General features: G+C 71.8%; 8 protein-coding genes. 4 read left to right on the top strand and 4 right to left on the bottom strand.

Annotated elements, in window-relative coordinates; genetic code table 11:
* The first annotated feature begins 108 nt into the window (after positions 1-108).
* On the top strand, positions 109-2,232 hold the full coding sequence (locus ACFWP5_RS26275) for an ArnT family glycosyltransferase (protein WP_384161297.1): 2,124 nt from the start codon (positions 109-111) through the stop codon (positions 2,230-2,232).
* 98 nt (positions 2,233-2,330) lie between these two features.
* Here the strand turns inward: ACFWP5_RS26275 and ACFWP5_RS26270 are convergent, their stop codons facing one another.
* The 3 genes from ACFWP5_RS26270 to ACFWP5_RS26260 are packed head-to-tail and all read right to left on the bottom strand — an operon-like array spanning position 2,331 to position 4,852.
* Entirely contained in the window at positions 2,331-3,062 is a 732-nt protein-coding gene (locus tag ACFWP5_RS26270; protein ID WP_384161294.1) for an FAD:protein FMN transferase, read from the bottom strand.
* 1 nt (position 3,063) lies between these two features.
* Positions 3,064-3,504: an FMN-binding protein gene (locus ACFWP5_RS26265; RefSeq protein WP_384161291.1), complete on the bottom strand. Its 441-nt coding sequence runs from the start codon at positions 3,502-3,504 to the stop codon at positions 3,064-3,066.
* Positions 3,505-3,514: 10 nt separating this feature from the next.
* On the bottom strand, positions 3,515-4,852 hold the full coding sequence (locus ACFWP5_RS26260) for a ferric reductase-like transmembrane domain-containing protein (RefSeq protein WP_384161289.1): 1,338 nt from the start codon (positions 4,850-4,852) through the stop codon (positions 3,515-3,517).
* Positions 4,853-5,002: 150 nt separating this feature from the next.
* Here ACFWP5_RS26260 and ACFWP5_RS26255 point away from each other — a divergent pair, with 150 nt between their 5' ends.
* Both ACFWP5_RS26255 and ACFWP5_RS26250 read left to right on the top strand, forming a co-directional pair.
* Positions 5,003-5,692: a response regulator transcription factor gene (locus tag ACFWP5_RS26255; RefSeq protein ID WP_384161305.1), complete on the top strand. Its 690-nt coding sequence runs from the start codon at positions 5,003-5,005 to the stop codon at positions 5,690-5,692.
* On the top strand, positions 5,689-7,131 hold the full coding sequence (locus tag ACFWP5_RS26250; RefSeq protein ID WP_384161286.1) for a sensor histidine kinase: 1,443 nt from the start codon (positions 5,689-5,691) through the stop codon (positions 7,129-7,131). Before ACFWP5_RS26255 ends, ACFWP5_RS26250 begins: the two co-directional genes overlap by 4 nt.
* A 245-nt stretch (positions 7,132-7,376) precedes the next feature.
* Here the strand turns inward: ACFWP5_RS26250 and ACFWP5_RS26245 are convergent, their stop codons facing one another.
* On the bottom strand, positions 7,377-7,982 hold the full coding sequence (locus ACFWP5_RS26245; protein WP_384161284.1) for a GPP34 family phosphoprotein: 606 nt from the start codon (positions 7,980-7,982) through the stop codon (positions 7,377-7,379).
* Positions 7,983-8,351: 369 nt separating this feature from the next.
* On the opposite strand from ACFWP5_RS26245, the gene ACFWP5_RS26240 reads away from it, so the two are divergent.
* On the top strand, positions 8,352-15,251 hold the full coding sequence (locus ACFWP5_RS26240) for an SDR family oxidoreductase (protein ID WP_384161281.1): 6,900 nt from the start codon (positions 8,352-8,354) through the stop codon (positions 15,249-15,251).
* Position 15,252: the final 1 nt, after the last annotated feature.

Raw genomic sequence — 15,252 nt, 5'->3', positions numbered from 1 at the left:
CCCTCAGCGCCTGCGGCGCCGCTCCCACCAACTCGTCGACCACCGCCGACGGCAAGAACGCCGCCACCGCCACCTCCGTCGCCGCTCGGAGAATCTGGAGTACGCGTCATGACGACCCTCGCCCCGCCGCCCCACCAGGAAGACGCCCGGCGCTCGCACCGGGCGGGGCCGCCCGCCGACGGCGGCGTCGCCGCCCGTGCCAGAAGGCTCTTCACGGGCCCGGAGGACGACCCGCGCTGGGCCCGCCCGGCCCTGTGGGGCATCCTCCTCCTCGCCACGGCGCTCTACGCGTGGAATCTGACCTCGATCACCGGCAACAGCTTCTACGACGCGGCCGTCTACAGCGGCACCAAGAGCTGGAAGGCGTTCTTCTTCGGCGCGCTCGACTCCGGCAGCTTCATCACGGTCGACAAACCGCCGTTCGCCCTCTGGGTGATGGGCCTGTCCGCCCGCGTATTCGGTTACGGCACCTGGCAGTTGATGCTGCCGATGGTCGCGGCCGGCACCGGCTCGGTCGCCATCCTGTACCGCCAGATCAAGCGGGACTTCGGTCCGATCGCGGGCACGATCTCCGCACTGGTCCTCACCCTCACCCCGATCACGGTCGCCATCACCCGCGACACCAACCCGGACCCGATCCTCGTCCTGCTGATGATGCTCGGCGCCGCGGCCCTCATGAAGGCCGTCCGCAACGGGAAGTTGATGCCGCTGGTCTGGTCGGCGGTCGCGATCGGCTTCGCGTTCAACACCAAGATGATGCAGGCGTACGTCGTCCTGCCCGCGTTCTTCCTCGTCTACCTCTGGGCCACCAACGTCTCCCTCGGCAAGCGCGTCCGCAACCTCGCCGTCGCCACCGTCGCGCTGGTCGTCTCCAGCGCCTGGTGGATGGTGGTCGTCGACCTGATCCCCGCGTCCTCCCGGCCCTACATCGGCGGCTCGACCGACAACACGGTGTGGGACCTCGTCATCGGCTACAACGGCTTCGGCCGGATCTTCGGCGCCAGCTCGTCGGTCGGTTCGCAGGGCAACGGGGCGAGCTTCGGCGGCAGTTCGGGCCTGTACCGGATGTTCAACGAGATCATGGGCGGCCAGATCTCCTGGCTGATCCCCTTCGCGGCGATCGCGCTCGTCGGCGCTCTGGTCCTGCGTGGCCGCGCTCCCCGTACGGACGCCAAGCGCGCGGCGCTCATGCTCTGGGGCGGCTGGTTCGTCCTCCACTTCCTGACCTTCTCGCTCGCCGAGGGCACCTTCCACCCGTACTACGTCACCGCCATGGCACCCGGTATCGCGGCCGTGGCCGGTGCGGGCGGGGTGCTGCTGTACCGCGCCTTCCGTGAGGGCTCGGCGGCGAAGTGGGCCTGGGTACTGCCGGCGGCGATCGCGGCCAGCTCCGTCTGGGCGGTCGTCCTGCTCCAGCGGGTCTCCGGCTCCGGCACGGTGTACACGGTCGCGGAGATCGTGGTCGGCGTGGCGGGCATCGCCTCTGTACTCGGCCTGCTGGTGGGCCGGTTCACCAAGCGCCACCGTCTGATGGGCTTCGCGGCACTGGCCGCCGTCGTCGCCCTCCTCGCCGGACCCGCGGCCTACTCGGTCTCGGCGGCGACCTCCTCGACCAACGGCACCAACCCGACGGCCGGTCCCAGCACCGGTGGCGGCATGGGTGGCGGCGGTGGGGGCGGTGGCGGCGGTATGGGCGGCGCCCCGAGCGGCACCAAGTCCGGTACCAAGCCCAGCGGTTCGGCCCCGACCGGCACCCGGCCCTCGGGCAGCGGTTCGGCGCCCTCCTCCTCGAAGTCCGCTACCGAGTCCAGCACGCAGCAGGCCGGCGGCGGTATGGGCGGCGGCACCCAGGTCTCGTCCGAGATGATCACGTACCTCAAGAAGCACCAGGACGGGGCGACTTGGCTGCTGGCGGTGTCCACCGACCAGACGGCGTCCTCGATCATCCTGGAGTCGGGTCAGCCCGTGATCTCGATGGGCGGCTGGTCCGGCAGCGACAACGCGATGACCCTCGCCAAGCTCAAGTCCCTGGTGAAGTCCGGCAAGTTGCACTACATCATCGTGAGCAGCGACGGCGGCCAGGGCACCAGCTCCGCGATCACGACCTGGGTCAAGGCCCACGGCACGGCGGTCAAGTCCTCGGCGTACAGCACCAGTTCATCCACTTCTTCCACGTCCACCACGTCGACCAGCAGCGGCCTGTACCGCCTGGACGCCTCCGACGTCAGCTGAAGCACTCCCCCGAACCGCATCTCCCGACAGTAAGGGCCGCCGTTAACCCGGCGGCCCTTCCGCATGTCGTGGGTGAAGCTGTCGTACCCCCGAACTCCCTAGGCCGTCGCCATCGCGACCGGAAATCCGGGTGTACGGCGGACCCGTCGTCCGGCGTCGACCGCGAACACCTCGCAGCCGGGCCGGGCGGCGGCCCAGTCGACGCCCTCCGGGCCCATCGCGAAGGCCGCGGTCGCCGTGGCGTCGGCCTCCGTCAGTGAGGCGGCCACGACGGAGACGCTGAGGAGTCCGGTCGCGGGACGGCCGGTGCGCCCGTCGACGATGTGGTCGCCGCGCTCGTAGCGCGCGGAGGTCGCCACCGCCCCGTCGGTCAACTCCAGTACCGTGCACAGCTGGTCGGCATGCTCAGGGTGCCGTACGCCCACCCGCCACGGACCGCCGGCCACGACCACGTCGCCACCGGCGTTGAGGATGAAGCGCCGGGCCCCGGCGGCGGTGAGCCGTTCCGCCGCCCGCTGCACCGACCAGCCCTTGACCACCGCGCAGGGGTCGAGGGGCCGACCGGGCAGCCGGACGTCGAAGGCGCCGCCGGTCGCGACCCGGTACCGCTCGCAGAGGTCGAGCACCTCGGTCAAGTCGGCGCTGAGGTCCCCGAGTCGCAGCTCGACGCGGTCGTAGCGGCAGACCTCGCTGTCCGGGCGGAACGGGCTGAAGCGGGCGTCGACCTCGCGCAGCCAGGCGAACAGCGCGTCCGCCGTCTCCTCCCCGATGCCCTCGTCGTCGACCCGCAACGACACGGGGAACCCCATCACATGCTCAACTCGGCGCATCTCACGCGCCCTTGGCGTCGATCGCGGCCTGGAGCGACTGGACGTAGGCGTCGCTGGTGATCGTGGCGCCGGACACCGTGTCGATCTTCGAACTCTGCGCCTTGAGGGTCTCCTCGATCAGCACCGGGACGGCCGCCGTGGTCTGCGGGTGGTCCGGCTGCTGGAGCATGCTCACGGAGCTGATCTTGTCGCCCTCGAAGGTCACCCGCACCTGCACGGTGCCCTTGGAGGTGTTGATCGCGGTGCCCTGGACGACCTTCTTCGAGGACGTGGACGGCGTAGACGTGGAGCCCGACGACGAGGCGGTGGCCGTAGGAGTCGGTGTCGAGACCGCCTCCGTGGTCGTCGTCGTGCTCGTCGTCGTCCCGAGGGACGGCTCGTAGCGCCACACGGGGATCAGGCCTGCGACGGACAGGACCAGGACAGGTATGACTCGCTTCACGATATTTCTCTCATCCCGCCAGGCTGAAGCGTTCGAAGTGGATCTGCTGCTTGGGCACGCCCATGTCGCCGAGGGTGCGCAGCACCGCGTTCATCATCGGCGGCGGTCCGCAGAGGAAGACGTCGCGGTCGGCGATGTCCGGCACGAGCCGGGCCAGTTCGCGGGGCGCGAGCCTGTCGGGGACGGGTGGGCCGGTGACCAGGTGCAGCTGGGCGCCCTTGGCGTGGGCGAGTTCGACCAACTCGCCGTAGAGGACGGCGTCGCGGTCGGTGGCGACGCGGTAGATGACGACCGCGTGGCCCTCCAGGTCCTCCAGCAGGGCGCGGATGGGGGTGACGCCGACGCCGCCGGCTATGAGCAGGGACTCCGGCTTCGTGCGGTGCAGGGTGGTGAAGGCGCCGTAGGGGCCCTCGGCGAAGACGCGTGTGCCGACCTTGAGGTGGCGCAGGGCGGCCGTGCCGTCGCCGGCGGTCTTGGCGGTGAGGCGGAGGCGGGTGCCGTCGGGGGCGGCCGAGAGGGAGAAGGGGTTGGCCTGCCACCAGCGGTCCTTGGTGAGGAAGCGCCAGAGGAAGAACTGGCCCGCCTGGGCCGGGAGTCGGTCGAGGTCGCGGCCGGTGATGTAGATCGAGACGACGTTGTCGGACTCGGGGACCACCGCCTCCACCCGCAGTTGGTGGCGAAGGTTGCGCCACAGCGGTAGGACCAGCCGGCCCAGGGCCACCGAGCCGAGCGCCACGCCCCACACCGCGTACCAGTACGTCGTGGCGGCGGACGACGCGGTGAACGTCGTACCGACCGCGACCTGGTGGGTGAAGGCGAGGACCACGGCGACGTAGGTGTAGAGGTGGATGAAGTGCCAGGTCTCGTAGGCGAGGCGGCGTCGGGCGTAGCGGGCGGAGGTCGCGCCGATGACGAGGATCAGGGCGAAGGCGACGAGCGCGCGCAGGATGCCCTCGGTGGTCTCGGCGAGGTCGACGACCTCGCCGACCGGGCCGGTGTCGGTGCCCTGGGCGTAGCCGAAGGCGATGAACACGAGGTGCCCGAGCAGCGTCCAGAGCAGCGCGAAGCCGGTCCAGCGGTGCCAGGAGGTCAGCCGGTCCATGCCGATCCGGCGGTCGAGCCAGGGCAGCCGGGCCACCAGCAGCAGCTGGAAGGCCATGACGAGCGCGCCGTAGAGGCCGAGGAGGCGGCCGATGACGATGAGCGTGTTGGAGGCGAAGCCTGCTTGGACGAAGAAGACGGTCACCACGGCGACGTTCGCGGCCAGCACGGCGTACAGGCCCGTGCGGGCCACCACCCTGGGGCGTATCGCCGTGGGGGGCGCAGGGGGCGATTGGACGGTCGTCACGGACGGCAGCTCCTTGATCGGGTCCTGGGAGTCGAGCTTGACCTCGGGGGGCTGTCGTTTTCCTGTCGGACAACTTTCAAGTGGTTATCGATGTGGGTGTGGCGGTGCCGCGGGTCTGGCGCGGATCGGTGGGTGACGCACTATGTGCGGGTGGACAAAGTACGACTCCTCGTCGTGGACGACGACCCGCCGATCGCCGATCTTGTCGCGACGGTCGCCCGGTACGAGGGCTGGGAGGCCGCGTGCGCGTACTCCGGTGAGGAGGCGCTGAGTGTGGCCGCCGAGTTCAAACCGGACATCGTGGTGCTCGACCTGATGCTGCCCGGCCTGGACGGCTTCGGCGTGCTCGACCGGCTGCGGCACTCCGGGACGATGGTGCCCGTGGTGTTCCTCACGGCGCGCGACGCCGTGGCCGACCGGGTCGCGGGGCTGACGCGGGGAGGTGACGACTACCTGGTCAAGCCGTTCGCGGTGGAGGAGCTGATGGCCCGGCTGCGGACCGTGCTGCGGCGCAGCGCCGGGCCCGGTTTCCAGCGGTCGGTGCTCCAGGTCGCGGACCTGACGATGGACGAGGACACCCGCGAGGTGCGCCGCGCCGACCACCTCCTCACGCTCACGCCGACCGAGTACGAGGTGCTGCGCTATCTGATGCGCAAGTCGCCGACCGTGCTCACCAAGGCGCAGATCCTCGACCATGTGTGGGAGTACGGCTTCGGGGGCCGCTCGAACGTGGTGGAGCTCGTGGTCAGCAGGCTGCGCCGCAAGCTCGACGAGGGGCACGATCCGCTGATCCACACCGTGCGCGGCTTCGGCTACGTGATCCGGCAGGCCGCCGAGTGATCCGCCGGCTGCCCCGGAACTGGCGCCGGGTGCGCCTGGGCACCCGGCTCGCGCTGGGCGTGGGCGTGCTCTCGCTGATCGTGTTCGCGGTCGTCGGCACGGCTCTCACGATGTACATGCGCGACTATCTGCAACGCCAGGTCAGCGACCAGATGAAGCTCGTCCAGGTCGTCCAGTCCAAGGACGCGGCGGCGCACGGAATCGTCCAGGACAAGCCGTACTACGGCTGGTACACGGCGGTCTACGACGTCTCGGGCACCACCCCGAAACTGCGCGAGCCGTCCGACGTGCCGGACGACACCCGCGCGCTCACCGCCCTCGCCAGGACGATGGCGCACTCCACCACGGAGATCTCCCGCACGGTGACGATCGACGGCGAGGGCACCTACCGGCTGCGGGCCTGCGAGGTCGAGCCCGGTGTGGTCCTGGTGAGCGCGGCGCCCCTGGCGGACGTGCAGGGCACGGTACGGCAGCTGGTCACGGTGCAGGTGGTGGCGTTCGCGCTGGCGCTGCTGGTGCTGGTGGTGATCGGCCGGAATCTGCTGCGGCGCGGGCTGCGACCGCTCAGCGACATGGCGACGACGGCCCACGGCATCGCCTCGCACAACCTCACCGAGTCGGCGGCCCGGCTGCCGCTGCGCGCCGAGCGGGGCGACGGCGGGCCCGAGGTGGAGGAGCTGCGCACCGCGTTCAACACGATGCTGGAGCACATCGACGACTCCCTCGCGGTGCGCGCGGAGGCGGAGCAGCGGCTGCGCCGGTTCGTCGCGGACGCCTCGCACGAGCTGCGGACCCCGCTGATGTCGGTGCGCGGCTACGCGGACCTGTTCCAGTACGCCGCGGCGAACGTCCCCGAGGAACGCGACAAGCACCTGACGAGGCTGCGCGCCGAGGCCGCCCGCATGGGCGTCCTCCTCGACGACCTCCTCCTGCTGGCCCGCCTCGACGCGGCGGACGTGGAGACTCCGCTACGGCCGGAGGACGCGGACCTGGTGGAGCTGGTGGGGCAGGCGGCGGACGCCTTCCGCGCCGGGCACCGGGACCACCCGCTGACGGTGTCGGTGCCCGCGTCCCCGGTCCGGCTGCGCGTGGATCCGGTCCGCGTCCGGCAGGTGCTGGACAACCTCCTCGCCAACGCGGCCGTGCACACCCCGGCCGGGACGCGGGTGTCGGTGTCGTTGTCGGTCGCGGACGGCGCCGCGTCGGTGCGGATCGCCGACGCGGGGCCCGGGATCCCGCAGGACGACCGGGCCCGGGTCTTCGACCGTTTCTACCGGGTCGACAAGGCGCGCACCCGGGACCGGGGCGGCAGCGGGCTGGGCCTCGCGGTGGCGCGGTCGCTGGCGAAGGCGCACGGCGGCACCGTGGAGCTGACGTCCGAGCCCGGCGCGACGGTCTTCACGGTGACGATCCCGCTGGGGGCGGCTTCGTCCCGGTGAGGATCGTGTTGGGAGCGGCTTCGTCCCGGTGAACGCGGGTAGCGTCCGCCCCCGCTCGCTCTAGCTCAGCGCCGGGCTTGTGCCTACCATGGCTGACGTGGCGTCACCTGAGGCTCAGGACACTCAACTGGCTCTGTTCCATCGGCAGTTGTCGCGCTTCGAAGCCGAGAGCTGAGCGGCACGGCATGCGCGCGCCCGTCGCCGACAGCTCCCGCACCGGTGCGGGCGAGGCCCGCCCGGGACCGTCACATCCCGCGCCACACGTTGTCGTAGGCCGCGTCCTCGACGCTCTTCCGCTGCCGCACGGCCTCCAGCTCCGTCACCGCGTCGTGGACCACGGCGATGACCGTGTCCAGCGACTCGTCGGTGACCTTCGCGGAGTCCTCGTCCGACACCTCGCGGATCCCGGCGGCCGCGGCGAGCTGGGCGAGGACGGGTTCGCCCTCGGCCCAGCGGTCCGCCGCGCGGGTGCGGGCCGGGGAGTCGACCAGGGCCGTCCGGCCGGTGCGGACCGGGATCCAGCGCCCGCGCTGCCGGGCGACCAGCCCCTCCGCCTCCAGCGCGGCGAGATAGGCGGAGGACAGGCGGAGCCCCCGCCGCCACACCCAGTCCTCGACCGACTCGTACGGCGCCTCCCGCACGAGCACGGTCGCGGCCTGGTCCAACAGTGCGTCCTCCAAGGGGACTTGGAGGTTCGGCACGATCAGGTCGCCGTCCAGCGTCACGGCTTCGGCGGCGAGGAGGTCGATCACCTCCGCTCCGGCGAGCGCGAGCGACAGATCACCCGTCTCGACGGGGCGGTCGGGTGCGACATCCATGGCGACGATCATCAGGTCCCGCGGTGTGCTCATAGGTGCCAACCTAGCGCGGCTTATGCGAGGAGGCAGCGACACCCAACGTTTACATAATTCCCTCCCGCCGTCAGTGGTGTTTCGGGACTGTGAGCCTCGGATGAATATCAGGGGCTTTTGGACCGCTTGCGCCACTGCGGTCCGAGTGGCGTGCCCTCTGAAGGAAATTGGCAGGGTTTTCGGTTGTTTGGGGACCCGGTTCCGGCTGGCCTGATCACTTCCCTCGACCAGTTGCTTGCCTTGGCGTTGTTGACCGACGAGTAACAGGGGGGCTAGCTTTCCATCAGCCCTCTTGCGCCTCTGCGATTACATTCGGCGGCCCCTGCCGAAACCCCCCACCGTGCAGTTTCACCGTTTATTCGGAGAATCATGACGTCTGTCGCGCGCGCCGAAGCAATGATCATTGGAATCACTCCGTTCCATGAACCGGATGCCCGACTCGCGGCGGCCGTCAGCCGCGCCGGCGGGCTGGGGGTACTGGACCTGGGAATCGGCGACCGAAGATCCAGAGAGGCCCTGTCGCGCGTCCTGCGCTGGTCCCCCGGCCCTTTCGGGGTACGGGTCGGACCCCACTGCCGGATCGGCCCCGGTGACCTCACGGCGGGCGGCGGCGCGGCCCCGCACACCGTGGTCCTCACCGCGGACGCCGCCTGGCAGGTCGGCGAGGTCGCGACGGAGCATCGCGTGCTGGTCGAGGTCACCGACCCGGACCAGGCACTGACGGCGGTCCGCGCCGGTGCGCACGGACTGATCGCCCGGGGCGCCGAAAGCGGCGGCCGGGTGGGCGAGTTGAGCACCTTCGTCTTACTCCAGCGGCTGCTCGCCGAGCCCGGTGTGGACGTCCCGGTCTGGGCCTGCGGCGGCATCGGACCCCGTACGGCGGCCGCGTCCGTGGCCGGTGGCGCCGCCGGGGTCGTCCTCGACAGCCAACTGGCCCTGCTCGCCGAGTCGGGCCTGCCGGAGACGGCCGCTGCGGCGCTGCGCTCGATGGACGGTTCCGAGACCACGCTGGTGGCCGGTCACCGCGTGCTGCTACGGCGCGGTCCCGACGCCCCGCGGGTGCCCGCCGACCGAGTCCCCGAACTGCTCGGCGCCCGCGACCCGCGTACCCAGCTGCTGCCGGTCGGCCAGGACGGTTTCCTCGCCGCGCGTTTCGCGGAACGCTGGGGCGACGTAGGTCGCACGGTGCGCGAACTGACCGCCGCCATAAGGGAATCCGTACGGGACGAGGGACCCGCCGAGGCATTGCGCGCCGGTTCCCCGATGAGCCGGACGCTCGGCACCCGACTCCCCGTCGCCCAGGGCCCGATGACCCGCGTCAGCGACCAGGCGGAGTTCGCCGCGGCCGTCGCGGAAGGCGGTGCCCTGCCGTTCGTCGCGCTGGCCCTGTCGAGCGGCGAGCAGTCGCGGACGGTGCTGGCCGAGACCCGCGCCGCCGTGGGGAGGCGGCCCTGGGGCGTCGGGGTGCTCGGCTTCGCGCCCGAGGAGATGCGCAACGCCCAGCTCGAAGCCGTACGGGAGGTGGGGCCCACGCACGCGATCATCGCGGGCGGTCGGCCCTCCCAGGCCGAGGCGCTGGAGCGGGCCGGGATCTCCACCTTCCTGCATGTGCCCTCGCCGGGGCTGCTGCGGCAGTTCCTGGACGCGGGCGTGCGCAGGTTCGTGTTCGAGGGCTCCGAGTGCGGCGGCCATGTCGGACCGCGCGGCAGCTTCCCGCTGTGGGAGGCCCAACTCGCCGTCCTGGACGACTTCTTGGCGACGGCCGAGGCGGGCACGGCCGAGCGCGTCGAGGTGTTCTTCGCGGGCGGTGTCCACGACGGACGCTCGGCGGCGATGGTGGCCGCGCTCGCCGCACCGCTCACCGCACGCGGTGCCGCCGTCGGCGTGCTGATGGGCACCGCCTATCTGTTCACGGAGGAGGCGGTGACGCGCGGGGCGGTCCAGCCCCTGTTCCAGGAGCAGGTCGTCCGGGCCACCCGGACCGCACTCCTTGAGACCGCGCCCGGCCACGCCACCCGCTGCGTACCGAGCCCGTTCAGCGACAACTACCTCGATTTCGAGGCCCGGTTGCGCGAGCAGGGCGTACCCGACCGGCAGATCTGGGAGAAGCTGGAGCGGCTCAACGTCGGCCGGCTGCGGATCGCCAGCAAGGGCGTGGAGCGGGACCCGGACGGTGCGCTGACCGCCGTGGACGAGCAACGCCAGCTCGCCGAGGGGATGTTCATGGCCGGCGAGGTCGCCGTGCTGCGTTCGGCGACCACCACGATCGACGCCCTGCACCGCTCGGTGACCGAGGAGGCCGCCGATTTCCTGGCCGGGAGCGCGCGAACTGCCCGCGCCCGCCTGGGAGTAGAGGAGAGCGTCGAGCCGGAGGCCCCGGCCCCCCTGGACATCGCTGTCGTCGGCATGGCGTGCATGTTCCCGCAGGCACCCGACCTCCCCACGTTCTGGGCGAACATCCTCGGCGGGCGGGACTCCGTCGACGAGGTCCCGCCCGACCGCTGGGACCCCGCCGTGCACTACTCGGAGTCCGCGGACAGTCCCGGCGCCACCCCGTCGAAGTGGGGCGGTTTCCTGCCGCGCATCCCCTTCGACCCGCTGCGCTACGGCATCCCGCCGACCTCCCTCGGCAGCATCGAACCGGTGCAACTGCTGGCCCTCGAAGCGGCCCGGCGTTCGCTGGAGGACGCCGGATACGGCGACCGGGGGCGGAAGTTCGACCGCGCGCGCACCTCCGTGGTGTTCGGCGCGGAGGCGGGCAGCGACCTGTCCAACGCGACCACGCTGCGCGCCGTACTCCCCTCCTACTACGGCAGGATCCCGCAGGGCATCGAGGAGCAACTCCCCACCCTCACCGAGGACTCCTTCCCCGGGATGCTCTCCAACGTCATCTCGGGCCGCATCGCCAACCGGCTCGACCTCGGCGGTGCCAACTTCACGGTCGACGCCGCCTGCGCGTCCTCACTGGCCGCCGTCGACGTCGCCTGCAAGGAACTCGTGGGCGGCACCAGCGATGTCGTCCTGTGCGGGGGCGCCGACCTCCACAACGGCATCAACGACTACGTCCTCTTCTCCTCCGTGCACGCCCTGTCCCCCACCGGCCGCTCGCGCGCCTTCGACAGCTCGGCCGACGGCATCGCACTCGGCGAGGGCGTCGCCTGCGTGGTCCTCAAGCGGCTCGCGGACGCGGAGCGGGACGGCGACCGGATCTACGGCGTGATCAAGGGAGTCGGCAGTTCCAGCGACGGCCGCTCCCTGGGCCTGACGGCACCCCGGCCCGAGGGCCAACGAGCCGCGCTGGAACGGGCGTACCGCAACGCGGGCATCTCCCCCGCCGAGGTCGGCCTGGTCGAGGCGCACGGCACCGGAACGGTCGTCGGCGACCGTACCGAACTCTCCATCCTCAGCCAGGTGTTCACCGAGTCCGGTGCGGAGACGGGCAGTTGTGCGCTCGGCTCGGTCAAGTCGCAGATCGGTCACACGAAGTGCGCCGCCGGACTCGCCGGTCTCATCAAGACCGTGCTGTCCCTCTACACCGGCGTGAAGCCGCCCACCCTGCACATGAAGCGGCCCAACTCGGCGTGGCAGGAGGACAGCAGCCCGTTCGTCTTCCACGCCCGGCCCCGGCCGTGGGCGGCACCGGCCGAGGAACGCGTCGCGGGCCTCAGCGCGTTCGGCTTCGGCGGCACCAACTTCCACGCGGTGATCGGGGCCTACGGCGAGGCGGTTCCGCCCGCGCAGGGCCTGGACGCGTGGCCCGCCGAGCTGATCACCTTCCGGGGAGCGGACCGGACGGCGGCGCGGCGAGGCATCGAGGAGATCCTGAAGCTCGCCGAGGCGGGCCACTGGAAGCTCCGCGACCTCGCGCTGAGCGCGTCACGGCGCTCGGACGCTCGCCATGAACCGGTCCAAGCAGCCGTCGTGGCCACGGATGTCGAGGGGCTGATCGGGCAACTGCGGCGCGCACTGGCGGACGAGCACGCCCCTGCTGACGGAATCCACCTGGCCGACGCGGAGGCAGACACGGGCAAGGTCGCCTTCCTCTTCCCAGGTCAAGGCAGTCAGCGGCCCGGCATGCTCGCCGATGTGTTCATCGCGTTCCCCGAGTTGCAGCACTATCTGCACCTCGGCCGCGACCACGCCGACGCGCTCTACCCGCCCACCGCGTTCGACGACACCGCCCGCGACCGCCAGCAGGCAGGTCTCACCGACACCCGGGTCGCGCAGCCCGCGCTGGGCATCGCCGGGCTGGCAGCCCACGCCCTGCTCACCGAGGCGGGCGTGCGGCCCGACATGGCGGCCGGGCACAGTTACGGCGAACTGGTGGCCCTGTGCGCGGCCGGTGCGATCACGCCGGAGGCGCTGCTGGAGCTGAGCGCCGAACGCGCGGCGGCGATCCTCGAAGCCACGGGCACGGACGACCCGGGAACCATGGCCGCGGTGGCGGCCGGAGCCGAGGACGTCGAACAGGCCCTGAAGGCGGCGGACGCACCCGACTCCGTCGTCGTCGCCAACCACAACTCCCCCCGCCAGACGGTGATTTCGGGCCCCACCGAGGCCGTCGCCACAGCCGTACGGCTGCTGCGCGACGCCGGTCTCGGCGCCAAGCGCATCCCCGTGGCCTGCGCCTTCCACAGCCCGCTGGTGGCAGGAGCGGGCGAACGGTTCGCGGAGGCTCTCGCACAACGGCCGGTGCTCACCCCCGAGTTCCCGGTGTGGTCCAACCGCACGGCGGCCCCGTACGGCGAGGGCGCCGACGCGGTCCGGGCCGAACTCGCCGCGCAGATAGGTTTGCCGGTCGGCTTCGTCGCGCAGATCGAGGCGATGTACGAGGCGGGAGCGCGGGTCTTCGTCGAGGCCGGACCGGGTTCCGTGCTCACCCGGCTGGTCGACCAGATCCTCGGCGACCGCCCGCACCGCACGGTCGCCTGCGAGCCCCGGCAGGACAGCGGGCTGCGCGGCTGGCTCGACGCGCTGGCCCAACTGGCCGTCGCGGGGCTGCCGGTGCGTACCGGCTGGCTGTTCAACGGGCGCGACGCCGTCGACGCGGCCCGGACTCCCGTGCCCTCGCGACCCGGCTGGACGGTCGACGGACAGCTCGTCCGTACCGCCGCCGGAGCGCTCCTGCCCGGTGCCCTCGCACCGGCCCGACGCGTTGTGGAGACGACTGTGACGACGAACCCTCAGGACGGTGTGCCCGTCGAGGCGAACAGGGACGCGCTCATCTCCGAATTCCTGCGCACCAGTCGGGAGATGGTGGCCGCGCAACGGGATGTGCTGCTGACGTACTTCGGCGCGGTACAGGGAACGGTGCCGCAGGGAACCTGGGTGCCCGCACCGGCGCCCGCCGTGATCGAGGCCCTGCCACAGACACCCGCCCTGCCGGCGGCAGCCGAGGCGCCAATACCTCAACAGGCCACCGCACCACAGGCGTTGACAACCCCCCAGGCACCCGAGGCCGTCACCGAGGCCGACGTGCTCCGGGTCGTCCTGGAGATCATCAGCGAGCGCACCGGCTATCCCGTCGACATGATCGAGCCCGACCTCGACCTGGAGGCGGACCTCAGCATCGACTCCATCAAGCGCGCCGAGATCGCCGGCGAACTGGCCCAACGGCTCGGCATCGGCGGCGGTATGGACGTCGCCTCGCTCGACGACTCCGAGCTGGAGGACCTGGCGAAGGCCCGTACGGCGGCCTCCGTCACGGGCTGGCTGTCGGCACGGCTGACGGAACCCGCCGTAAGCGAAGCGGCCGATACGACGACGCCGGACAGTGCCCCTGCCCCACAGGACGAGGTCACCGGCGCCGCGCCGAAGCGGCTCCAACTGCGGCCGGTGCTGCTGGCGCACCAGGACGGTGACAACCCGGCGGACCCGGAGTCCGTGCTGAGCGGACGTCGGTTCGTTCTCTACGGCGAGGATGACGGCTCGGAGGCGGTCGCGGCGCGGCTCTCCTCGTACGGCGCCGACGCGGTGATCGTCGCTCCCGAGCACCAACTCACCGACGCGGACGGCCAGGTGGACGCCGCTCTGTATCTCGCGCCGCTCACGGCGTCGGCGCCGGTGCTGCCCGACGCGTTCCCCGTGTTCCAGGCCGCCCTGCGCCGCGGCCCGCGCCAACTCCTCGCGGTCCAGGGGGCGGACGGCGGATCGGCGGGCCTGCACGGGCTGTTCCGTACGGTGGCGCGCGAGTATCCGGACACCGTCGCCCGCGTCGTCGAGCTGGCGGACACCGCACCGGCCGCCGTCGCCGACGCGGTGATCGCCGAACTGCTGGCGCCCGACACCGAGCCGGTCGTGCTGCGAACCGCCGCCGGACGACACGGACTTGAGCTGACCGAGACGCCGCTCGGCGCGCTCGCGACGAACGGTGCCGGACCGGCCGGTGACGGGGTCGCCGAGGCCGCCGCGATCGGGCTCGACCGCGACTCGGTGGTCCTGCTGGTGGGCGGCGCGCGGGGCATCACCGCGAAGTTCGCCGTCGCACTCGCCGCCGCCTCCCGATGCCGTATCGAACTCCTGGGCAGGACCCCCGCGCCGGCCGGCCCCGAGGACCCGGCGACCGCGGGTGCCCGCACCCCGGCCGAACTGCGCGCCGCCCTCGCCGCGAAGGGCGGTGGACTCACGCCCGCCGAGATCAACCGCACCGCCGAACTCCTGCTCGCCCAGCGGGAGATCACCGCGACCCTGGACGAACTGACAACTCTCGGCAGCCAGGCCCGCTACCACTCCGTCGACTTCCGCGAACCGGACGCCGCGCTCCAGGCGGTCAAGGAGATCCACGCCGAACACGGCCGCCTCGACGGTGTCGTCTACGCGGCCGGCGTCATCGAGGACCGGCTGATCGCCGAGAAGACCACCGAGTCCTTCCAGCGGGTCTACGGCACGAAGACACACGGCGCCGAAACCCTGCTGTCGGCGCTGGAGGAGCTGCCCAACGGCCCGTCCTTCGCCGTCCTGTTCGGCTCCATCTCGGCCGTCCTCGGCAACCGCGGCCAGGTCGACTACGCCGCCGCCAACGACGCCCTGCAGAGCCTGGGCACCGCCTGGGCCGCCCGCACCGGGCACCGTGCGCTCACCGTGCACTGGGGCCCGTGGGCACCCACCGGTGGCCACCACGGCATGGTCACCCCGGAGTTGGGACGCGAGTACGCCCGCCGTGGCATCTCGCTGATCGACCCCGAGGAGGGCACCGCGGCCCTGCTGCGCGAGCTCGCCTGGGGCGACGAGTCGGCCGGAGTCGTCGTCTACACCGCTTCGGGCTGGTGAC

Origin of the sequence: Streptomyces sp. NPDC058469, assembly GCF_042721125.1 — a bacterium.
Classification (GTDB): domain Bacteria; phylum Actinomycetota; class Actinomycetes; order Streptomycetales; family Streptomycetaceae; genus Streptomyces.
Note: the sequence above shows the minus strand (reverse complement) of the source record. Positions and strands in the feature narration are given on the sequence as shown.